The sequence below is a fragment of the Mycoplasma pogonae genome (assembly GCF_054170725.1).
This window is the reverse complement of sequence record NZ_JBSWZS010000001.1, coordinates 79,228-103,712: the sequence shown is the minus strand read 5'-3', so window position 1 is coordinate 103,712 and position 24,485 is coordinate 79,228. Positions and strand designations below refer to the sequence as shown.

At 26.8% G+C, this 24,485-nt stretch carries 18 protein-coding genes; 17 read left to right on the top strand and 1 reads right to left on the bottom strand.

Annotated features, from left to right (window positions below; all coding sequences use genetic code 4):
- Positions 1-30 precede the first annotated feature (30 nt).
- The 9 genes from ACW95P_RS00335 (at position 31) to ACW95P_RS00295 (ending at position 7,238) form a co-directional block, all read left to right on the top strand.
- On the top strand, positions 31-423 hold the full coding sequence (locus ACW95P_RS00335) for a hypothetical protein (protein ID WP_457961238.1): 393 nt from the start codon (positions 31-33) through the stop codon (positions 421-423).
- Entirely contained in the window at positions 410-1,075 is a 666-nt protein-coding gene (gene cmk, locus ACW95P_RS00330) for a (d)CMP kinase (RefSeq protein WP_457961237.1), read from the top strand. Before ACW95P_RS00335 ends, cmk begins: the two co-directional genes overlap by 14 nt.
- 1 nt (position 1,076) lies before the next feature.
- Positions 1,077-2,381 (top strand): ribosome biogenesis GTPase Der, encoded by a 1,305-nt coding sequence (gene der, locus ACW95P_RS00325; protein ID WP_457961236.1) that lies wholly within the window; start codon positions 1,077-1,079, stop codon positions 2,379-2,381.
- Positions 2,382-2,407: 26 nt separating this feature from the next.
- Positions 2,408-4,267 (top strand): oligoendopeptidase F, encoded by a 1,860-nt coding sequence (pepF, locus tag ACW95P_RS00320; RefSeq protein WP_457961235.1) that lies wholly within the window; start codon positions 2,408-2,410, stop codon positions 4,265-4,267.
- A 402-nt stretch (positions 4,268-4,669) separates the two neighbouring features.
- Positions 4,670-5,173, top strand: a complete 504-nt coding sequence (locus tag ACW95P_RS00315; protein WP_457961234.1) for a hypothetical protein — start codon at positions 4,670-4,672, stop codon at positions 5,171-5,173.
- Positions 5,174-5,352: 179 nt separating this feature from the next.
- Positions 5,353-5,673 (top strand): HPF/RaiA family ribosome-associated protein, encoded by a 321-nt coding sequence (locus ACW95P_RS00310; RefSeq protein ID WP_457961233.1) that lies wholly within the window; start codon positions 5,353-5,355, stop codon positions 5,671-5,673.
- 89 nt (positions 5,674-5,762) lie between these two features.
- On the top strand, positions 5,763-6,281 hold the full coding sequence (locus ACW95P_RS00305; protein ID WP_457961232.1) for a tRNA (cytidine(34)-2'-O)-methyltransferase: 519 nt from the start codon (positions 5,763-5,765) through the stop codon (positions 6,279-6,281).
- Positions 6,281-7,006, top strand: coding sequence for a TrmH family RNA methyltransferase (locus ACW95P_RS00300; protein WP_457961231.1), 726 nt, complete (start codon positions 6,281-6,283; stop codon positions 7,004-7,006). Before ACW95P_RS00305 ends, ACW95P_RS00300 begins: the two co-directional genes overlap by 1 nt.
- Positions 6,990-7,238, top strand: coding sequence for a DivIVA domain-containing protein (locus ACW95P_RS00295; protein ID WP_457961230.1), 249 nt, complete (start codon positions 6,990-6,992; stop codon positions 7,236-7,238). The genes ACW95P_RS00300 and ACW95P_RS00295 overlap by 17 nt, the downstream gene beginning before the upstream one ends.
- 1 nt (position 7,239) lies before the next feature.
- On the opposite strand, the gene ACW95P_RS00290 is transcribed toward ACW95P_RS00295, so the two are convergent.
- Positions 7,240-7,953 carry a winged helix-turn-helix domain-containing protein gene (locus ACW95P_RS00290; RefSeq protein ID WP_457961229.1) on the bottom strand — a complete coding sequence of 238 codons (714 nt, stop codon included), beginning with the start codon at positions 7,951-7,953 and terminating at the stop codon, positions 7,240-7,242.
- 119 nt (positions 7,954-8,072) lie between these two features.
- Here ACW95P_RS00290 and ACW95P_RS00285 point away from each other — a divergent pair, with 119 nt between their 5' ends.
- The 8 genes from ACW95P_RS00285 to ruvB all read left to right on the top strand — a co-directional run bounded on the left by ACW95P_RS00285 (position 8,073) and on the right by ruvB (position 24,474).
- Positions 8,073-8,738, top strand: coding sequence for a 16S rRNA (uracil(1498)-N(3))-methyltransferase (locus ACW95P_RS00285; RefSeq protein WP_457961228.1), 666 nt, complete (start codon positions 8,073-8,075; stop codon positions 8,736-8,738).
- A gap of 33 nt (positions 8,739-8,771) precedes the next feature.
- Positions 8,772-11,699 carry an AAA family ATPase gene (locus ACW95P_RS00280; protein WP_457961227.1) on the top strand — a complete coding sequence of 976 codons (2,928 nt, stop codon included), beginning with the start codon at positions 8,772-8,774 and terminating at the stop codon, positions 11,697-11,699.
- 107 nt (positions 11,700-11,806) lie between these two features.
- Positions 11,807-12,634, top strand: coding sequence for a DNA-formamidopyrimidine glycosylase (gene mutM / locus ACW95P_RS00275; RefSeq protein ID WP_457961226.1), 828 nt, complete (start codon positions 11,807-11,809; stop codon positions 12,632-12,634).
- 2 nt (positions 12,635-12,636) lie between these two features.
- Positions 12,637-12,876 carry a hypothetical protein gene (locus tag ACW95P_RS00270; RefSeq protein WP_457961225.1) on the top strand — a complete coding sequence of 80 codons (240 nt, stop codon included), beginning with the start codon at positions 12,637-12,639 and terminating at the stop codon, positions 12,874-12,876.
- Positions 12,877-12,898: 22 nt separating this feature from the next.
- The gene (locus ACW95P_RS00265) at positions 12,899-15,664 is read left to right on the top strand and encodes a GDSL-type esterase/lipase family protein (protein ID WP_457961224.1); all 2,766 of its coding nucleotides are present in this window, start codon (positions 12,899-12,901) and stop codon (positions 15,662-15,664) included.
- A gap of 427 nt (positions 15,665-16,091) precedes the next feature.
- Complete coding sequence (locus ACW95P_RS00260; protein ID WP_457961223.1) at positions 16,092-22,424, top strand: hypothetical protein; 6,333 nt, start codon at positions 16,092-16,094, stop codon at positions 22,422-22,424.
- A 504-nt stretch (positions 22,425-22,928) separates the two neighbouring features.
- Positions 22,929-23,537 (top strand): Holliday junction branch migration protein RuvA, encoded by a 609-nt coding sequence (gene ruvA / locus ACW95P_RS00255; protein WP_457961222.1) that lies wholly within the window; start codon positions 22,929-22,931, stop codon positions 23,535-23,537.
- Positions 23,515-24,474 (top strand): Holliday junction branch migration DNA helicase RuvB, encoded by a 960-nt coding sequence (gene ruvB, locus ACW95P_RS00250; protein WP_457961221.1) that lies wholly within the window; start codon positions 23,515-23,517, stop codon positions 24,472-24,474. Before ruvA ends, ruvB begins: the two co-directional genes overlap by 23 nt.
- Positions 24,475-24,485 lie beyond the last annotated feature (11 nt).

The window sequence follows — 24,485 nt, the reverse complement described above, 5'->3', positions numbered from 1 at the left end:
TATAATTTACTAAAAAAGGTGTTGGTTTAAATGCAAACGCGAGTTAGAAAATGAGAAAAGTATCGGAAAGAAAATACAAGTGATTTTTTAGATAAAAATCATATTATTAATTCTTCCCCCTTTTTGGAAAAACAATTGCAAGAATTATTTGCAGCTTTTCCATTAATTGAACAAGATTTCAAAAATTTAAAACTGACATCTGATACTAGCTGAAATAATGTTGATATACAAAATTTGAATTTAGAACCAATAATTTATAATGTCTCCAATTTAGAATTTTTATTGACAGAAATTAATAAAATTGCGCAAAAAGATCAAATTAATGTTAGCCACTTTAGAAATTTAGATTTTTCCTCGCATGACTTAGATGATTTCATTCAAAAATTAAATTTAGAAAATGAGGAAGCAAATGAAAAAAATTAATATTGCAATTGATGGTCCTTCAGGCGCTGGTAAATCAAGTGTAGCTAAAAAAATTGCTAAAGCTTTAGATTATTATTTTGTTAATACCGGCTCTTTATATCGAGCAATTGCTTGATGAGTTTTAGAAAATCAACTTGATTTAAAAAATGAGCACGCAATTGAAAAATTAGTATTAGAAACAAAACTAGAATTTGATATTAATGACCACTTTTTTATTAATGGTCAAAATGTTACTGATTTTTTAAGAAATGATACAGTTGCACTCGCTTCTTCAACAATTTCTCAATATCAAAATATTCGTAAAAAGGTAGTACAAATTTTAAAAAAATTTACTGAAAATAATAAAGGAATCATCATGGATGGGCGAGACACCACATTTGTAGTTATGCCTGAAGCTGAACTTAAAATTTTTTTATGAGCAGCCCCAGAAATTCGAGCAATGCGGCGTGTGAAGCAAAATCAATTATTAAATTTAGAACAAGATTATGATGTTGTTTTATCAGAAATTAAACATCGTGATTTTCAAGATATGAATCGCAAAATTAATCCGCTTCATAAAACCGATGATGCTTATTTGGTGGATTCAACTAATTTAAGTGAAGAAGAAGTGTTTAAAGAAATAATTAAACTTGTAAAGTTAAAGGCAGTGTAAAATGAAAAATATTGTTGCAATTGTTGGAAAACCAAATGTTGGAAAATCAACCTTATTTAATCGTCTAGTTGGAAAAAGAGTTTCAATTATTCATGATGAGCCAGGAGTAACGAGAGATAGATTATATGAAACAGTTGAGTGATCTGGAAAATCCTTTTATGTAATTGACACTGGTGGAATCGAAACTGAAAAAGCCCTTTTTCAAGATCAAATTCGGATTCAAGCACAAATTGCGATTGAAGAAGCTAATGTAATCATATTTGTAGTTGATGGGCGAGAAGATTTATCTAAAGATGATTACTTTATTTTGGATTTATTACGTAAAAGCGGCAAAAAAATTTTAGTTGCTATTAATAAAATGGACGGTAATAAACAAATTGATCCAGCATTTTATGCTTTAGGAATTGAAGATGTTTTTTTAATTTCAGCAATTCATAGTGAAGGTGTGGGAGATTTATTAGATGCTATTATTGCAAATTTAGAGTTTTCCGAAAAAGCAAAATCTGAAAAATTTAAATTAGCAATTATTGGCCGCCCCAATGCTGGTAAATCCACTTTGTTAAATTCATTACTAAAAGAAGAGCGTTCGATTGTTTCGCCAATTGCAGGAACAACACGAGATTCAGTTTCAGCATTTTTAAAAATTAATGGTGAAGAGTATGAAATTATTGATACAGCTGGAATTAATAAAAAATCTAAATTAATTGAATCAGTTGATCATTATGCTTTAAATCGAGCTATGAAATCACTAGAAGAAGCGGATTTATCATTAATTGTGATTGATGCCGAAAGAGAGTTAAGTCATTTTGACTTGCGTTTAGCTGGTTATACTTTTGAAAAGAAAAAACCAGTAATTTTAGTAATTAATAAGTGAGATTTAATTTCCAAAGATACTAATACAGCTAACAATTACATTAAAAAATTACAGAAAGAATTTAAATTTTTAAGTTGAGCGCCAGTTGTTTTTATTTCAGCAATTAACTCAGAAAAACTGCATAAATTACAAGATATGATTACAACAGTTCGTACCAACTTATCAAGAAAAATTAAAATGTCACTTTTAAATGAATTGATTATTGATATGCAATTGATGCAACCCGCTCCTTCATTTAAAGGTAAAAGATTTAAAATATCATTTGCTAAACAAGCTGAAGATACCAGGATTCCTACATTCCTTTTATATGTTAATAATAAAGATTATGCGCATTTTACTTATTTAAGATATGTTGAAAATCAGTTTCGTGAAGCATTTGATTTTACAGGAACACCAATGAATTTAATTTTAAAAAATAAAAATGATAAATAATTATTATAGTTTTTAAAGGAGAAGACATGAAAATGAAAATTTATAAAAAATATAGTGATATTCCTGAACAATATCGCTTTGATTTAGAATATCTTTTAGAAGGTAAAGATATTGATTTTTGAATTAAAAAAACTGAAAAAATGTATCGTGATTTAATTGTTATAAAAGATTCCAAATATGATTCATCCGAAGCTTTTTTAGCGGCTTTAAAAAAGAATGAAAAATTAGAATTAATTACTAATAAACTTCATAATTATGTGTCTAATAAATTAAATACAAATATTGTTGATACAGAAATGAATCAATTGGTAGCAAAACTAGAAGAATTAGAAACTGAATTAGCAAAAGAAATGGGAAATGAATCAACTCGTTTATTTAAAAATAGCAAAAAAGTGAAACAATGGTTAAAATTACCTGAGTTTGCTATTTATAAAAAAAACCTAGAATTAGAATTAGCTTCACAAAAACACTATTTAAAGCCAGAAATTGAAGAATATGTTTTAAAAACATCAAATATTGAAGCTGACCCTGAGTCAATTTTTTCAATTTTAACAGACTCAGAAATTGATTATGGTTATGCGATTGATTCAAAAGGTAAAAAGCATAAAATTACTGATGGAACATATTTTGTACTATTAGAATCTCCAGATGAAGCGTTACGGAAAGATGCACATAAAAAATATTTAGCTTCGCAATACAAGCACCGCCAATCACTGGCAAAATTATTAATTCAAAAATTTAAAAAAACATCAGTTACTGCAGAATTAAGAAAATATAATTCAGCAGTTGAAGCCTTAACTTACAATGATCGTGTTGATGAAAAATTACTAAACATATTATTTGAAAATATTCAAAAAAACATGTTTTTATTTCATAAATTCAATGATGCTAAAAAGAAATTTTTTAAATTAAAATTTAATAAAAAAATGCAAGCATATGATAGATTATTAAAATTAGTTAATATTAAAAATAGATATTCCGTTGAAGAATCGCAAGTATTAGTGGCAAAAGCTTTAGAGCCGATGGGTAAAGAATATTCAAATATAGTGCAAAAAGCTTTTGTTGAACGTTGAGTTGATTATATTAATGTTCCAAATAAACGTAGCGGAGCTTATTCAATTGGGCAAAGTTATGGACTTGATAAAAAATATATTTTAATGAATTTTGATTATACCTTAGAATCAGTTAGTACATTAGCTCATGAAATGGGTCATTCAATGCACTCATATTATTCTGATAAAACACAACCTCAGGAATTGGCATCATATCCAATTTTCTTAGCAGAAATAGCTTCAATTTTTAATGAATTAATGCTAACGGATTACTTATTAAAAAATAGTAAGTCAGATGAATTACGTTTCTTTGTTTTGGGTGAAGCAATTCGCGCTTTCCAAAATACAGTTGTGCGGCAAATTATTTTTGCTCAATATGAATACCAAGTTTATAAAGCGCTTGATAAAAAAGTGCCATTATCAAACTTTGAAGATTTAGAGGCGATTTATGAAGCTGTAGAAGCTAAATATATGAGTGAAAAACAAATTCGTAGTCGAGCTAAAGCAAAAGACAAAAAAGCAAACATTATTGCAGTTACAATTCCGCATTATTATTACAATTTTTATGTGTACAAATATGCTTTGGGATATATTATTGCTAATGCATTTTTCCAAAAGTATAAACAAGATGGCAAATCAGCAATCGATAATTACATTAAAAACTTTTTATCAGCCGGATCACGGAAATGACCTGTGGAATTATTAAAAGATGCAGGTGTAGATTTATATGATAGCCAAGTGTATAATACTGCATTTAAAAATTTAGACACATTAGTTAGCGACTACATCCGTCTAGGTAATAAAATTTTTAATAAAAAAAAGCATAAAAAATAATTTTAGATAATTAATTTTTAATTTTTTAAAATAAATTTTATGAATTAATTATTTTGGGTTTTACTAAATTAAAATATAAAGCACAACGAGTAAAGTGGTCGTTGTGCTTTTGTATAACCCTAATCTAAAAAAACATAAAAATATTAGCTTAATATATTAAGTGAATATAATTTTTTATGTAAAGTTGATATATTGCAATTAGTATTTTAATAATTAATTAATATAAAATATTAAATATGGAAAAAAATAAAAAAATTTATTGGTTTAATTTAAATTTAAATTACTTTTATTTATTTATTTATTTCAATAATTATTACATTAGTTTATATAATTTTTTCTAGGTTAAATAATTCATTGCAAATAGTTTGGTTAGATTTTGGCTTTTCTTTAATTGTTTTATTTATGACTACTTGAAACGCTATTTATTACATTAAATTAGATAAAGTAATTTTAAAACATTTAAAAAACAAAGAATTTTTGCAATATTTTAAATTATTAAAAATATTTAAACTAATTTCTAGCAAAAATTTAAATTTAGTTATAAAAAATTGCACTCCTAATGGATTTTTATCACCAAAGTTGTTGTTTGTAAAAATATTAACTAGTTTAGTAATAATGGGTAATATTGCTTATGTATTTTCAAATACCGATTTAGCAAATACTTTTGTTAATTCTAATGATTTAGCTATGCTAAATATTTGAAAAACAATACTATATTTTAATGTCGCAGTTTATTTGTTTGGCTTTTTAAATATTCCTTCATTAATATATTTTGTTGCTTCTCAATTTTTATACAACAATATTGATGACAATTTAAAAAAATATACTAATATTGAATATAAGAATTATGATAAATATATTTTTCAATTGACAAACAATACACCAATAGAAAATATTAAAATTTAAAATCATAAAAATAAACTAGAATAAAAAAGTAAATATTTTAATAAACTAATATCTCATTTTTTTAAAATGTTATTAAATTAGAAAATAAAAAAATTTGTCATCTTGCTACTAAAGTTTTATAATTATTTATATAGACAATGAAAATTGTTTATATAAATTTAACAACAAGGAGATGTAAAATGTCAGATAATAATGTACACTTAGAAATCCGTTGAAAAAATTTAGAAAAAGATCACAAACTAGAACACTATTTACAAGAACGTTTGAATAAAGTTCATGACTTCAAGTTTACAAACTTAGAAGCTCCAGTGAAAACAGAAGTGGTCTATTACGAAAAAACTAATTCATATAAATCAAGTGCAAAAATTATTATTAAAGGCAGCAAACACTCTATTTTTGCTGAATCTAAAATTGATCACAGTTTGTCAGTGGTAATCCATGATCTGGTTGATAAAATTTTAGATCAATTACGTAGAATTAAAACTCAATATTATAAATAATTTAAATTTAAAATTTATTTGTTTAATCAAGCGCGTGCTTGATTTTTTATTAGCTAAATAATCTAAACTGTGTTATATAATCTATAGTTATGTTAAATATTGTTTTATACCAACCAGAAATCTGCCCCAATACGGGAAACATTATTCGCACCTGCTTTGCTTTAAACGCTAAATTACATATTATTAAGCCTACAGCATTTGATTTACACCCCCATTGATTAAAACGTTCAGCTGCAGGTAAATTCTTATCCGACATCGCTCATGAAGTCCACGAAAACTATGCATCTTTTGAAAAAAAATATGGATCACAAAAAATTTACTATATTACCCGCTATGGTTTAAAAACTTATAGTGATGTTGATTATGTAGCTCAAAATCCAGATGGAAATGTATTCTTATTATTCGGAACTGAATCGACAGGGATACCTAAAAAAATTTTACAAAAATCTTTAGATACATGTTTAAGAATTCCGATGTCTCCAGAAGCGCGATCACTCAATTTAGCTAATACAGTTGTGCTAGTAGGTTATGAAGTTGCGCGACAATTTAATTTTAAAGGTTTATCAAAATACGAAGTACAAAAAGGTAAGGATTTCATTAAACAATAATGCTTGAATCTTTGCAAAACCCTAAAATTAAGTTACTGCAAAAACTACAACAAAAAAAGTATCGCAATAAATATGATTTATATATTGTTGAGGGTGAACATTTAATCACAGAATTACAAAATTTAAATTTAATTGTAGAAATTTTTACAACCAATCCCAATAAACAAGGCACTTTAATTAGTACAAAAATTTTAAAAACAATATCCCAATACCAAACACCACAAGATCAGATTGCCATTGTTAAAAAAGTCCCATTTAAAAATTTAGGTAATCAAGTTGTTTTACTTAATAATTTACAAGATCCTAGTAACTTAGGAAGTATCATCAGAACGGCTAAAGCGCTAGGTTATAGTGATGTAGTTGTTGAAGGAGTGGATATATATAATCCCAAAACAATTCAAGCTTCTCAAGGAGCAATTTTTGGAATTAATTGCATTAACATTGCCTCAACTGAAGAATTTTTACTGGCCAATTCCAATTATTTAAAATTAGGAACATTGCTAGACTTAAAAGCGCAAAATTTAGCAAAAATGCCCAAGACAATTGATAAACCTTTTATGGTGATTTTTGGTAATGAAGGCAACGGGATTGAAGCTAAAATTATTCCTTTGCTAGATCAAAAGATTTATATTCCAATTAATTTTGAATCATTAAATGTGGCTGCTGCAGCCGCCATTGTGCTATACCATTTTTCACAAGGAGATAATAATGAAAAAAGAAGATAATGATTTTTCAAGCATAATCATTAATAAAAAATTTAATTTTGAGCTAAATGGCTATAACGCTTTAGAAGTTGATGAATTTTTGGACTATGTAAATCAAAAATTTGTTGGTATTCAAAAACAAAATCAAGCTTTAAAAGAAGAAATTATTATTTTGCAAAACGCTTATGAAAAAATTGAGCAAGATTATGAGGTTCTAGAAATGCATTATAAAAATTTAAAAAGTAAAAAATAAATTATTTAATTTTGATTTTTCCACGCTTAGATTTATCAAAATATTCATCTCCTATTTTATTTTTCAAACGATGTAAAATTTGGTCTAAACTCCTTGAAAAATCAGTATAAGGAGTCTGCCAAATTTTTTTATATAAATCTTTTTTGTTAATATAAACTTTTTGAGTATTTTTAACTAAAAAACTTAAAACAAAATATTCTTTTTCTGATAACTTAATTAGCTTGCCATTTAAATAAACTAACTCTTTAACATAGTCAATAACAAGTCCACGATAAATAACTGTATTTTGTTTTGAAAATTCATCTCATTTACGACGGAAAATCGATGTTACTTTTCATTTAAAAAAAGCTGCTGAAGTATCATAATAGATTATGTCATCGCCACTATTTTTTAATAACTTAAAATCATTTTCTGATTGGTGATCTTTAATTCATAAAAAATAATAGTCTTTATTTTGCCCGTGCATTTGTCAATAAAAATCCCAATTAAAAATATCTTCAAGTTCTAAACTTCAATGAGCAATTAAAAAATCCACTTCTAAATTTTTAACAGTCGCAATATTTTGGTAGTCAACAAAAATAAATTTAGCTTTAAAGTTTTCATTTACAACATTAATTAATTGTTTGTAAATTTTTAAATTAGTATTTTTAGCTTTAACTAAAATAATATTTATTTCTTTGTGATTTAGTTTCCGAATAGTCTTTCGAGTTTCCATACAAACAATTTTATTTGTTTTTATTAAAAAACAAATTATTAAAATATAAATCCAAACTTATTAAAAATAAAATAAGTTATAATTTTAAACATACTATTTTAGTCTAGGAGTCATATATGATGCGGTTTTTTGTTTCACAAAAAAAAGATGATTATTTTGTTTTAAGTTCCGAAACTATAAAACATTTAAAAGTGGCAAGAGTTGGTCAAGATTTTTTTATTTGTGTTTATCAAAATCAATTTTATAAATGTATTTTAGAAAATAATCATGCTAAAATTGTTGAACAATTGAGCCAAAATCACGAGTATAATCATTCAGTTATTATTGCGGCATCATTAATTAATATTAAGCGTTTTGAGTGACTAATTCAAAAAGCTTGCGAATTAGGAGCAACTCAGTTAATTCCTGTGTTATCAGAACATGTAGTTCACAAAATTAGTGGAAGCATTGATAAAAAAATGGAACGATGAAATCAAATAGCTATTGCAGCAGCAGAACAATCTTTTCGGAATAAAGCAATGGAAATTTTAGCTCCAGAAAGATTTGAAAATGTTATTAATTTTGAAATTGGTCATAAATTTATTGCTCATGAAAAAGCCGATTCAGAAGCAATTATTACTTCTTTTCCAACTAACACAATTTTTTTAGTAGGTCCAGAAGGTGGGTTTAGTGAAAATGAAATAGAATTAGCCAAATCCAAAAATTTCAAAGTTATTTCATTAGGCAAAAGAATTTTACGAGCAGAAACTGCTGCAATTTATTTATTATCAAGAGTCAATGAATAAATTTATTAATAATAACAGTTAAAGGAGAGTGCTTTGAAGTTAATAAAAATCGAAGCTCATGGTTTTAAATCATTTGCTGACAAAGTTACATTAAGTTTTGATGGTGGTGTTGTCGGAATTGTAGGGCCTAATGGTTCTGGGAAATCGAACATTAATGATGCAATTCGTTGAGTTTTGGGAGAACAATCTTCCAAAGCACTACGAGGTGATTCAATGGAAGATGTCATTTTTGCAGGTTCTAAATCGATGAAGCCGCTTGATAAAGCCGAAGTTATTTTAACTTTTGATAATTCTGACAATGCTGTTTCGATTCCGCATAAAAAATTTACAATTTCACGTGTTTTACATCGTGGTAAAGGAAGTAATGAATATTTTATTAATGATGAACCAGCTCGTTTTCGTGATATTAAAGAAATTGCAATCGAGTCAGGAATTTCTAAATCATCACTAGCAATTATTTCGCAAGGAACCATTAGTTCGATTGCAGAATCTTCAGCGCAAGATCGTCGAGCAATTTTTGAAGAAGCCGCTGGTACTTCAAAATATAAAAGCCGTAAAATTGAAACATTAAGAAAATTACAGAAAACAGATGAAGCACTTGAAAAAGTATCTGCAGTTGTATTTGAACTTGAAAAACAAGTTAAACCACTTGAAAAACAAGCTACAAAAGCAAAAATTTTTTTAGAAAAATCTGAACAATTAAAAAATGTAGAAATCGGTTTACTAGTTGCTGATTTAAACTACTATGGAAAAATTTTCGAGGCTTTAACAGAAGAGCTAAAAGGCGTAGAGGAAGCTAAAAATGATATTAAAAATCGGATTGAAAACATTGATTTAAATTTAAAACAAAAAATTAATTTTCGTGGTGATTTAGAAAAAGAAATTAGCAACATTACTTTAAATTTAGAAGAAATTAATAAAAAACTACAAAATATTGCAATTAATAAATCAAAAATTGCTCAGCGTCGTGAAATGTTAATTAGCGGGGAAATTCAAGTTACAGAAGAAGAAAAATTAGCTGCTATCAAATCACAACTAGAAGAGTTACATACTCAAATTCAAAGTATTAGTGAATATGAAAAACAAACTGAAGATAAATTAAGAATTTACTATCAAGAAATTGAAGAATATAAAAAAGAAATTTCAATTTTACAAAGTAAAGAATATTCAGCAAATACAAAAATTAATCATTTAAATTCGCAAATTATGTTTTTGAAAGAATCTAAAGAATCACAAAACAATTTATTTAAAGGCACAAAAAATATAGTTAAAAATGCCAACTTATTTAAAGGCTATAAAGGACTAGTAGCTGACATTTTGGAAATTGCTCCACAACATCACATTGCAATTGAAAGTGTTTTAAATAATACACTACAAAACGTCGTTGTTGCTAATTCAGAAACAGCAGTTGAAGCTATTAATTTTTTAAAAAGAAATAATGGTGGTAAAGCTACATTTATTCCGCTTGCATCTATTAAACCAAAAATTTTAAATGAAAATCATCAATTAATTTTAAAAAATCAAAATGGTTTTATTGGGGTGGCATCCGATCTTGTTAAAACCAAACCGGAATTTATTATTTTGAATAAATTTTTATTAGGTAATATCTTAGTTACTGATCAAATTGAAAATGCCAATCGTATTGCCAAATTAATGGAAAATCGTTATATGATAACAACATTAGAAGGTGACATTATTCGTGCTGGTGGAGTTATGTCTGGTGGAGCTAAATCTCAAGCAAATAACAGTTTTTTGGGAATTGATCAGAAAATTATTGCAGCTGAAAATCAATTACCAGAATTACAACAAGCAATTAATGCCATTAAACAAGAACTATTAAATTTAGAAAATCAAAAAAATTCCAAAATTGTTTTAATGCAGGAATTACGTTCAACATTAGCCGCTACAAAAGAACGTAAAAATGTAACTATTGATGCTTTCAACAATTTAAAAATCAGATACCAAGAATCGAATAAAGAGATTTTAAATTTTGAAAATATTAATTCTTCATTACAAGAAGAATCTAATTTAGAAGCTTCTAAAAATGATCTAGAAGTAGAACTAAGAGCAAAACGTGAACAAGTCAATAACTTTAATTCTGAAATTAGAGATTATGAGCTAGAAAAAAACAATTTACAAAAAACATTTATGGAAATTAGTGATAGTTCAAGTAAAAAAACTTCAGAAAAAGACAAAACAGAATTTATTGTTGAAAATGCTTTTAGACGTTTATCAGAACATTATCAATTAACACTAGAAAATGCACAAGAAAACTATCAATTAAAGCTTTCGATTGACGAAGCACGGGAAATTGTTGACACCCTAAAAAAAGAAATTGAAGCTTTAGGGAATGTAAATCTTGATTCTATTAAGGATTATGAAGCAGTTTCTGAACGTTATAACGATTTAAAAACTTCTCAAGAAGAGTTACAAGAGGCTAAAAATGTAATTTTAGGAGCAATTGCGGAAATGGATAAAATCATTGTGCAAAGATTGCGAAAAACAGTTGAAGAAGTTAATGAAGAATTTAAAAATGTATTTCAAAAAATGTTTGGTGGTGGTGATGCACAGATTTTCTTTGAAAACCCGAATGATATTTTAGAATCAGGTATCGAAATCTTTGCCCAACCCCCAGGTAAATCAATTAAAAATATCAAGCTATTTTCAGGTGGAGAAAAAGCCTTAATTGCTATTTCCTTATTATTTTCAATTATTAAAGCTAAACCAATTCCGCTATGTATTTTAGATGAAGTTGAAGCTGCTCTTGATGAGGCTAATGTCATTCGTTATGCTGAATTTTTACAATTACTAAAACCATTAACACAATTTTTAGTAATTACCCACCGTTATGGAACAATGTCATTAGTCGATCATTTATTCGGTGCAACAATGCAAAAACGTGGGATCACTTCATTTTTCACAGTAGAATTATCAAAAGCAAAAGAACTTATTAAACAATAGTTATTTTAAAAAAATAGCAATTAAGAAAAAATTTTTCTAAAATTGCTGTTTTTTGTTTAACAAAATTTATTATAATATATTGGTAAAAATAAAAGGAGTGAGTGTTTATGCCAGAACTACCAGAAGTCCGTGTTGTTACTAAAGCTTTATCAAAAGTTGTTTTAAACAAAACAATTGCGGATGTAATTGTTTTGCGTGATAGCTTAATTAAAGAAATTACACCAACTGAATTTAGCGATGTATTAAAAAATGAGACAATTTTAAAAGTTACTAATGAAGGTAAGTTTATTGTATTTCATTTAACTAATGACAAAATCATGATTTCTCATTTAAGAATGGAAGGGAAATACAATTTTTATGATGAGCGCACTTTTAGAAAACCACATGATCATGTAATTTTTGAGTTTAGCGATGGTACTAATTTACATTACAATGACACTCGTATGTTTGGAACTTTTCATATTCGTTCAAGTGCTAATTACCTAACAACTAACCCATTAAATAAATTAGCTAAAATCCCAGCTGAAACTGATCCAGTTGCTTTTCATGCATTGTTACAAAAGAAAAATCGTGCAATTAAAACTACTTTATTAGATCAAACAATTTTAGTAGGTTTGGGAAATATTTATGTTGATGAAACATTGTTTGCTGTGAAAATTCATCCTCAAACTCCTGCTAAAAACTTAACATTAGATGAAGTAAAAGCATTATTAAATGCGGCAACCAACATTTTGGATCATTCAACCCAATTAGGCGGAAGTAGCATTAACTCATATACCTCATTAAATAAACAAGAAGGTCAATTTCAAAATTTTCTAAAAGTTCACACTAAAGTTAACCAACCTTGTTGAGATTGTCAAACTCCAATTGTAAAAACTAAAGTTAATGGAAGAGGTACGTATTTTTGTAAATATTGCCAAAAGGAAACAAAGTAACTGTGAATTTTTATGGTTACATTGAAGTAGATCTTCATGGCTTAAATGAAAGTGAAGCTTATGGACCAATCTTAAATGCTTTATTTGAATTAAAAAATAACCCCGAGCTAGATCGAGTTATTTTTATCACCGGTATTGGTGAGCGAGTTTTAAAAAATGTTTTAGAAACAATTTTGGATGATGAGTCATTTAATTGATACCAAGAAAATAATAATCCTGGAAAATACATTGTTATTAAATAAAATGAACTTATACAGGTAATCTATGAATCTTAAAAAAAGCAGATTAAAAACATTATTAATACTTACTGGTTCGATATCAGCAAGTTTTTTGTTAACATCTTGTTCCTATTTAATGCCAACTGCAAACCCAGAAATTTTAACTGGAAATATTAATTATTTGGCTTTTGGGGATTCTATCACAGCTGGGTTTAATTCCGAAATGGGATTTGATTATCCAGGAGAGCTGAATGAAAAGGGTCAAGTAGAAGGTTTGTCCTATCCTGCTTTTATTGCCAACTATATTCAAAAATTACCATTCAAAAATTTAAATAGTTTTGAAAATTATGCTATTACAGGATCAACAATTAAAGATTGATTATTCGTTTTGGGTGATAAAAACCCCAAATACACTCTTATTGGAGCTAAAAATTTTCAAACTTATTTAAAACGTGATATTGAAAATCAAAAAAATTCTAATAATTTTGTGGCTGGAGATTTTCAAAAAAAATTTTTTGATAGCACAACAAAGGAAATTAATTTTGCAAAATTTCATCAGCAATTAAAAAAAGCTAATTTAATTACAATTTCCTTAGGAGCTAATGATTTTTTAGAAATTTTATATCAATCACAACCATATTTAGAACCAATTTTGAAAGCAACAACTTCCGAAGAAAAAAAGCAAGCAATTGAAGCTTTTACAAAATACCTATACGGAAAAGGGTTAGAAATTGGAAGTGATTTAATTAGATTGAGTATGCGCTTGCGTTTGTACAATACTCAAGCTCAGGTTGTTTATGTAGGTTATCCAATGCCGCTATTGCGGGTTGTTCCTGTTTTGAATGATTTTTTAGATACAGTTGATGGTAAAGCAGTATCAGATCTTTTACTATCCGGATTAAATAAAGCCGTAAGTACAGCTGCTGGTTTATCAGGAGATAATTTTGTTGCTTCTTATGATGAAGAAAATTGAAATAAATATAGTGACAAATTAGCTAAAATTTTTTATGATATCCATCCTACAGCTAAAGGTTATAAAAAAATGGCACAAGATATTTTATTAAAAATTGCTGCTAACTATAATAAAAATTTTAATTCAAACCATATTCGAACATATAATCAATCATATGAGCTAAATCATACTTGAGATGAAAATTATTGAAAAAAAGACCGTTATTCCTTTGAACAAATTATAGATATTGCTAATAATGAAATGTTAGTAAAAGAAATTTTAGGAAATCCTAATAATCCTAAATTGTGGCAAGAGGAAGAATTGGAATTAAATCCAAAAGTTAAAGCAGCAATTGCTAATAATAAAAAAACAATTGGCGCTATTTTAGTGAATTTTTTTATGGAAAATGAAGTAATTACAAACAATTTTTCAAAAGTTTTTATTACTTCATTTATTTCTGGGAGTGAAAAATCCTTTAATGAAAAAATAGTAGAATATTATCAAATAACAGAAGCAGAAGCGCAACAAATTGTTCATTATTTTTGAAATTTATTTGTCAAGAGCTCACTTTTTGAAAATATTATTGCCGGAATTCAAGAAGATATCGATACTCTAGATTTAGATAAAAACGGAATTGCTGGTGTACAAAAAATAACATATAAAATTATTTCCAAAACTTTTTTGCATCAATTTACACGCAAAAATAATATTAAAAAATTTATGGAATTGCTATTTAAAAATAAAGTTCCTGGCCAAGACAAAACATTTTTTTATTATTTAACACCATTTTTTAAAGATATATTTACCAATTCAGAAACATCAAATGAAACTAAAATATTTAATATTTTATTTAAGCATATAGTTAAAGAACAAAGTTTAGTTGAATTATTTTTAAATAAAATTTTTGCTGATCCTAATTTGGATTTATTTTTAGCTGCTTTTGAAAAAAATATTGATCAGAATTATTTAAAAACATATCATTTAACAACTTATAAAATGAAAACAGTTCTTTTTGAAACTTTATTAGCTAATTATGGAATGTTTTGAAAATTTTTGATTTCATTAAAATCTGACCCAGAAATTCTTCAATCACAATTAGAAAATATTTTTGAATTTATAATTGATTACTTTACAACATTCCCGGAATTTAGAGATGGGTTTTTAAATTTTTTTAAATATTTAGATTTTTTACCAAATCAGCAAGATTTAACACCTATTTTATGAAATAGCTTTTATAGCAATAAACTAAATAAAGATTTTGCTAAAAAAATATTACACACACTATTATTTGAAAATAAAAATCTTGATATTTCTCAAAATCAATATGCATTAACGTTAAATGTTTTAGAAATAAATCAACTAGCATTCGAGGAATGAACTGAGGAATTTCTTAAAAAATATTTTTCTTATGTATTTGTAAATCAAAGTTTAGTAGCAAAAATATTAAAAAAATTAAAAGATGATAATTTATTAGTAAATCCAATTGCATCTAATAATACAAATTTAGTGATGAAAAAAAATGAAGCATTAAACCAAATTAAAGATTTTTATAACTATTTACTTGTTGAAAATAATTTTTTAGCCAATGTTGTAAATAACAATGATAGTTTAACAACATTAAAAAAACAATTTTTAAACATCATTTTTAATCAAATTAAAGCTTTTTATGTTTTAAAATCTAAAAATCCTGACGATCAAGTTAGCTTAATTGAACAAATTAATCAAGCAATTGTTGATTTTCTAATCAAAAATATTGACGAAATTTCTAATATATTAATTGCGGGCGACCATAATTCTCAAATTGATAAAGACAAATTAATTAAAGGTATTAAGCAACTAAAATTAATTATAAAAAAATAATTTTTTGTTATTAATTTTTATTTGTTTATTTTTTTAGATAAAAAAACTAAAAATTTATTACAATTCTATTACTTAAATAAGTGTAATTACAATTTATATATGTAAAAATAACGTTTAAAAATGTTATAATTTTTTTTACTAAACTAACTACTAAAGCAAATTATTTTAATTTTTTTTGCAATTTTTTGGAAATTTTTTTAAAATTTATAGCTAAAAATTTAAAAAAAGAATTGCCATTTATAACATAAAAAAATTAAATTTGTATATAATTTTAATTATTTAATAAATAAACTAAGATTTTATATTATTTAAAATTCAACACAAGACAACAAATTTTCAAAATTTTTAACAATTTTCATTTACAAAGTTTCAAATTTTGTTTTAAATTGAAAAATAAATTGTTTTTGGTAGTTTGAAAAGAGGGAAGATGAAATTTAATAAGAAATTACTTTTATTGGCAGGTGCAGCTTCTGTTGTTTCCATAGGGGGAATAATAGCTTTTTCAATTTTGGCATCACAAGGCAAAGCTGAAGAAACTAAAAAAACTGAAACTACTGAATTAAGATCTATCGATAAAGAATTAGGTGAAAAACACCCAATTTATCGTGCTGCATATTTAGGTGGAGTTAGAGCTGATATTGTTCCTAGTTTTACAACTGCTAATTTTAACTTATATGGTTTAACCCCATATATTGGAAAAAATTTAATTGTTAATGTTTACGAAAAAACTAATGATAGTGATAACAAATTAGGGCAATTAGTTGCTTATGTATCTAATGTTAAACCAACTGAATGAATGCAAACAGTTTCATTAGGTGAAAAAGCATTAAAAGAAAATACTGATTATATTGTTAAAGTTTTCAATTTAGATAGTGAAATTTTTGCTAGCGAGTTTAAAACTAATTTAAAACCAGCGATTAATGTTACACAACCTTCACAAGAAAAACCCGGTTCATTAAGAGTTACTCGTTTAGATTCTTTTATTAATGATGAAAATGTAAAATTATTTTTATCATTTACAGAATTGGGTTCTGGAGCAAATTTAGATAAATTTGTTGTTCCTCTTACATTTTCAGACGCTTTAAATAAATCTTCAACAACAGTTTCATTGGAAAATTTACTTAAATTTAATAACAAACAGTATTCATTTCAATTAATTGCAACAAAATCAGACACCACAGCAGTTGTTTATCAATCAACACAAGCGCAAGTTATTACTACAATAGCAGGAAAAACACCTGAATATTTTGTACGTAATAGTTCATTACAAACACCTAATTTAAATACAACAAATCCACTTGAAATTAGTTTTGAAAATTTACCAGATTCAGCTAATGGAAAATACTTAAAAGTAAGATATCGCATTGCAACCCCTAACAAAGATGCTACATGAACTTCTGATTCAGATGTTTTAACAAATTCTGATGCAGTGACTTCTAACAAAGGGAAAGTTAGTTTTACACCTAAAGATTCTTCTACATTAACATATGAATTTCAATTAGAATTGGTTGACTCATCAACTGGTACCGCAACATTTGCTGATGATAAATTAGTAGCTTTTGGAACTACAGCAAAAAAAACATTTGATGTCACATATGATTTTAGTTATTCAGTTTCACCAATTTCAGTTTCACCAAATAATGTATTATTAGAATTTAAAAACTTTGGACCATTAGTTGGCTTAGAATATGAATTAAATGTTTTCAGTTATGAAGATACAACATTTTCATTACCAAGTGAACAAGCTAACCGAATTGTTCAAATTCCATACTTCACTCGATTATTATCAGGTTTAAGACCAAATACACTTTACAACTATACAATTAAAGCTAAAAACGCTACATCAGCATTATTTTTTGGGTCATTTACAACTCAAAAACAATTAAGTAATGTTTCATTATCTTCTGAAGTTTCAAAAAATGTAGCAACTTTAAAATTCACTGGTGGGAATTTATATTTAAAGCAAAATCTTTTATTAAGCTATCGCCCTGTTAAAGGTGATGCTTTTACAACTGTAAAAATTGAAGATCTTAAAACAAATGATTTCCAAGAAACATTAACTGGATTGGAAAAAGATACTCAATATTATTGAAAATTAGAATTAGTTAATGAAGGAAATCCCAATTTAGAATTATTAAATGGATTTTTCCAGACAACAAGCGAAGTTAAAGTTGAGAAAAATGTTTTTGGTACAAAAGCACAATTTTTATTCACAGATACTTTAAAATCATTTAATAATGTAAAAGTTAATGCTACCGAAAATAGATTACTACCAAATTACATTTATATTAAATATTGAACTGAACAAATTGATTATGAAATTTTAGAAAACAAAAGTGTTACACTACCTAAAATTATTGCAGTTACTATGCCAGCAACAGAAAGTGGAGCATTAATTAGTGAAACTTTAACTGATTTGAAAAAAAATACTGATTATAAATATGAAATTTACACTGTGGAATTTGGAGCAACAAAAGTTCTTGAATCAGGTCAATTTAGAACTACTTCAGACCCTCAATTAGAAGTCGTTTCATCAGGTGATGGTGAAGCTGTATTGAAAATTACCAATTTAAATGGTTTCCAAGGACAAGAATTATCACTTGAACTAACTACCGATCCTTTTATAGGTGGTGATATTCCTTATGTTGATCGCTTGGAAGTTGCACCATTTACTGTTTCAGGTAATGAACATGAGGTTAAACTTAAAAATGTATTCGGTAACATTCCTTACACAATTAGTTTAGTGAAAAAAAATGCAGAAAATGTAGTAGCATACAAGAATTTAACTGATGCTTTCTTAGAAGTTCCGGTTCAAGTTGTTAGCGAAATTTATTCACTAACACCAAATATTACAAAAGATTTTAGTAGAGTTTTAGATTTAGAAACACAATACAATTTAGTTGATCCTTCAGCAGCTGTTAAAAAATTATCATTAAATTCATCAGCAAGAGTTTTATTGGGAACATCAAGAGATAAATGAAATCAAGAATATACAATTGAATATAGAGAAACTGATGATACAAGTTCAACTAAATTTACCAAAGCAACTAAAGTAAATGGTAAAGGTATTGCTGAATTTGATTTAGTAAATTTAAAACCAAATACCAATTACACTTACAAAATTTTAGATAACTTGTCTACTTTAATTTTAAGTGATCAAAGTTTTACAACTCCGGGAGAAAAATCATTAAATCACTCATTAGAGTGGACTTCAGCACGTAATGCAAAAATGACTTTTGAAAATCTAAAAGGACTAGAAGGATCAGTTTTATTGCTTGCTGTTCGTCCAGTTTCTTCATTAGAAGATGCAAAATTAAAACAAGATTGAGATACAGCTAAATCGGGATTTTTCGAAGCAACACTAGCATCTACTAGCACTGCTGTTGCTGTTCCTCCGGTTTTAAGAACAACTGGTCTTGTAAAAGAAGATGGAACAGTTAAATTTGATGTTAATTTAGCTAATTACAAAAATAATTCATTTTTCCAATATGCTTTATTAGCATTTAACGGAGCTGGTGAAGGAATTGTAGAACCTACAAGTGAATCGGCTATTATTGCCGGATTTATAGAAAAAGTTTATTTAGCTAATGCTGAAAATGCGATTAATTTTGGAGATGAAACTAGAGTTAAATATACTCTTGAAGCTCAAGTTAATAAAGAAGCAGCTAAAAATTTAATTAATTTTACATTCACTAATTTAGGAAATTATACAAAAGATCACTCTAAATTAGAGTTACTTTACACACCTGAAGCGGCATTTGAAATCCATCCTGATTTTAAATATTGAGCTAAAGCAAGTGATGTTGTTTTCAATCCAGTTGAGAACAAATTAAGTGTTAAAGTTAACAATTTAGACTCAAATCAAACATATAGGTTTACTTTATTAGATAAAACAACTAATGAAGTTATTTATCAAACAGCACAAAAATTAAATACAAACACTGATGAAAAGGCTAAGCTAGAATTTGTAGCAAATGCAAATAATTCATTTGCTGTTAAAGTATCTGGTTTAACAGCACCAGCAACAGGTGCTACAAATCCTTTGGAAAATTTAACAATTAATTTTTATGATAATGCGGAACATACTGGATCTGCAAAAGCAACTAATTCTAAAACACTAAAGCTAGATGAATTTGTTAATCTTGAATTAAGCTCAGGTTCTGAATTAACAGCTAATAAAAAATATTGATACTCTTTAACAATTAGTGGCACAGAATATAAAGGAACTTTAACAACAACTGCTAAGGTTAAAATCGCTAAATCACTAGTGTCTACTAAGAGTGCTGTTTTGGAAGTGCAAAATGTAAGCAGAGAATTATTAAAAGGTTATGAAAATCCTAAATTAAAATTAGTATTTGCTAAAGATAGTGGTTACTCTTCTGATAAAAAAGAATATATATTAAATCCACTATTAGGTGAGCAATTTAGTAATGTACATGTAACATTATCTGATTTAGGTGCAGAACAAGAATATCATGTTAAATTAGTTTTAGAGCATGGTACAACACAAACTGAAGTTGCTATAACTGACGCTTCTACAAGTTTTACAACTCTTAAAGCAGCTTCAACTAGCCCAACATTATTTACTAATTCAAAAGCAGCAACAATTGTATTAAGTGATATTAGTGAAAATGACTTTAAAGATGCTGTTGTTGTATTTGGAACAGAATTTGATTTTAGTAACAAATTGCCAGCAGCTCAGACTTCATTCAAAGAAAATGCTACAGCCGGTAAAAAAGACTTTTTAGTATTATTTGGAGAATTGCAACCAAATACTTTCTACCAATATAAAGTATTAAATTCTGCTGGTACAAAAGTTTTAGATGAAGGATCATTTACAACTAAATTCCAAAACCCTGAAGCAAAATTAGGGAAAATCACAAATAATGAAGTTGTAGTCAACTTATCAAAATTAAATTCATGAAAAAACTACAAAGTAACTGTACAATATAGAGAATTACCAAATACACCAACAACAGCTAATTCAACTATAACATGGTCTAAAAACGAAGTTACAGTTGGTGATTTAGCAAGTCAAGTAGTGAGATTAAAAGGTTTAAATGCAAGTAAAAATTATGTAGTTAAAGCTTTTATTGAAAATATTCATGATAAAAATCAATCAGTTGAATTGTTGCCGGAAACAAATATAACAACTCTAGCAGCTGCGCCAGAAGTTGTAGAAAATGTTTCAAACCATTACACTACAATTAAAACAAACTTCAAAAAAGATGAAGAATTTGTTTTAGGAACACTAGAAGAATTTGGATGACCTAGTGAAGAAGAAGCTTGAAAAGAACCGCTTAAAGTAGCACTTCAACAAGTTGAATTTTCAGCTGGTGATAAATCACCATTATTTAATGGGTGAATTAACACTAATACTAATATCAATAGACGTTGATGAGCAGAAACTGCAACTTATGGCACTAAAAAACTTCAATTAAGATTAGCAGTACAAACATTTGACTTAACAATTTATAGTTTTATCCTTGAATTTTGAGTTAAAGATGGCCTAGTTATGACTAAATTAACTAAAGCTCAAAAAGATATTACAAAAACACTGAAAAACTTTGCTGGATTATTCCATCCATCAACTGACAATGTTTATGATACAGCAAACCCTAATTCAAGTTCTTTACCAGAAGAAGAAGTTGGAGCTCCATTCTTTGAATTAAATCGTAGTGATGCCTTTAACTTCAATAAAGGATTACAAATTTCTGGAATAAGAATGAGATATTACAATCCTAATTCAGCAAGAGGAGCTAGAACCGGAGACAATAAATTAGTTCTTGATTCATACAAACAAGAAGAAAAAAATGTTCGTTCATTTAGTCTTTTAGATAAATACGGAATGGATGTTGATTTAACTTCAGGAACAACTGATTGAGGTGCTGAGTTCTTAACTCCTTATAGTGAGGTTGAAGTTGCTAAAATGATTAATGGCAAGGCTTTTGTAGGTCAAAAACCAATGTTTATTGGAGATATTACATCATCATCGATTTACTCATTAAATGATTTATCAATTTATTCATTAGAAGATTTCAAAGATATAATTACAAATGCTGAGAAAAACCCTTCATTAGCATTAAGCATTATTTCTGGAGCAAATAATAAAGTTACAACATATACAAGAGAAAACTTAAAAGTATTTGTGGCTAATGCAGAAGCAAATAATGCACCTGGATTTAATGTACATTTTGTTTGAAAAGATGAAAATAAATTTAATAGCATTACCTTATTTGTATCAATGCTAAATGGAATGATTACTATATCACAAAATCCAAATAGTTTATCACGTTCAGTTGTGGCGGGAGAGACTTTAGCTTCGCTTAATTCATATGAAGCATTTGCAGCAACTGCAACAGCTCATGGAATTAAGCAATCAGAGAAAGACTTAGGATTCGCAATCAATAAACTAGACTTTGGAAGATGAGCAAACGAAGTAACTAATAATTTAGAAATCAGAAAAGCTACAACCCCAGCGCTTCAGATGTCTAAGGAAACTGATGGCAAAATGAAATTTAATGTTCTTGGATGAGAAGCTGGAGAATATATTGCCATTTATCAAAAATATGCAGACTCAGCTGGTAATGAAGAATTTAGTCAAGAAATGATTGTTAACTTTTCTGTCACTGATAAACCTGAAAAACTTGAAAGTGTTGAATTACCTAGCCTAGAAAATAATAAAAAATACACTTTATTAATCTTGAAAAAAGGTAAAGATTCTAACTTCCATTACTACCAAGAATTTGAAAACAAATAATTATTTAAGATAATCTAAAAAAACAAGCACCATTGCTTGTTTTTTTATTTTACTCAATTATTACATGAAAAATTTTCAATAAATTAAATTTAAAAATTTTATATAATTAAAAAACAAAAATTTTTATGATGAAAAAAAATACTAGAGATCAGCAAAATTTTGTTTGAATCAAAACTGAAAGTCCAAATTAAAAAATGAGTAAATATTTTAGAAGAATTATTGCTATCCATCAAAGAATAAACACTAATTTTATTTTATTTTAAAAATATTTAAGCAATGTTTTTAAATATTTAAAAAATTATTAAATTACTTGTAATGAACAAAAACATAACAACTTTTACTTGTTATATTTTTAATTTTGCTAAATTAATAATTATTTATTTTTAATCTTTTTTAAACTATTTTTTAGTTTAAAAACTCTATTTTAGTAACAAAAAATATGTTTTTCAAAAATTTTTTATGAAAATGAGTCATTTCTAGCTATATATTAAATGGAGGAAAAATATGACAGTATATAAAATTGGAAAAATTTCTCATGTTTCAAATAGTTACATTATTTTAGATTGTAATCAAGTAGGTTATTTAATTTATATTCCTTATAATCGTTCTTATCAAAAAGACGAAACAAGAAGAATTTATATTTATGACCATATTAATGAGTATCAACATAAGTTATATGGTTTTAATTCTTTTAAAGAAAGAATTTTATTTGAAGACTTATTATCAATTAGTGGCATTGGCCCTAAAACTGCCATTTCTATTTTAGAACATGATTTTCAACATCTTGTTCACTTAATTGCAAATGGCGATGTTAGTGAACTTGCAAAAGTAAAATATATCACAGCTAAATCTGCTAAACAGATTGTCTTTTCTCTATCAGAAAAGTATCAAAAATTATTAAATAAAGACTTGGTCAATAAAACTGAACTAACAACAGTAGTAAAATCTAATAATATTATTAATGACTTAGAAAAAACCTTACAATTTTTAGGTTTTAAGAAAAAGCAAATTGATTTTGCTTTAAATAATGTTGATTTAAGCAATGAAAATATTGATTTTTTAGTTGAAGCAGCCATTAAAGTAATTTCAAATGCACGAGAACTTAGAACTTAGACCAAAAAATTTTCAAGAATTTATAGGTCAAAATAAAATTAAAAAAACATTATTTGCCATGATTCAATCAGCTAAAAAGCGCAAAACAAAAATTGATCACATCATTTTTAATGCAGCGCCAGGATTTGGTAAAACCACATTAGCAAACTTGATTGCTCAAGAAAGTGGATTAAATATTAAATTTATTCAAGGGCCTTCGATTGAAAAGAAAGCTGATTTATTACAAATTTTTGCTGCTTTAAAAGAGTATGATCTATTGTTTATTGATGAAATCCATGCTATTAATAAAAATGTTGAAGAACTGCTTTATTCAGCGATGGAAGAAGGTGTTGTAGACATTCCGTTCGGAGTTGAGGGTGATAGTAAAATTATTCGAATGAAGTTACCCAAATTTACAATTATTGGTGCAACCACCAAAATTTATAAAATTTCTAAACCATTGCGTGATCGATTTGGGTTTATTGCTAATTTTGAAATGTATAATTTATTTGACATCATCGAAATTATCAAAAGCTCTTCTAAAAAATTAAATATTTTAATTCTAGAATCATTTTATACAACAATTGCTGAAGCAGCGCAATTAGTTCCACGCCAGGTAAACAACATTTTAAAAAGGATTCGCGATTTTATGATTTTTCATAATACAAAACAAATTAATCAAGCTATTCTTGAAGAAACATTATCAAGCATTGGTATTTATGCGCAAGGATTAAATCAGCAACAAATTTCTTATCTAAAAATCCTAGCTAGCCATTTTCAGCAAAAATGAATTTCACTTGAAACAATTAGTTCAATGCTGATGTTTAAAAAAGAAGTCATTCAAACATTTATTGAACCCGAACTTTTGAAACTAGGTTTTTTAGAAAAAAGTTTTCGGGGACGGATGATCACTGAAAAAGCACTTGAATATTTAAATAACATTAATTTTTTAGAATAAAAAAATGCTAT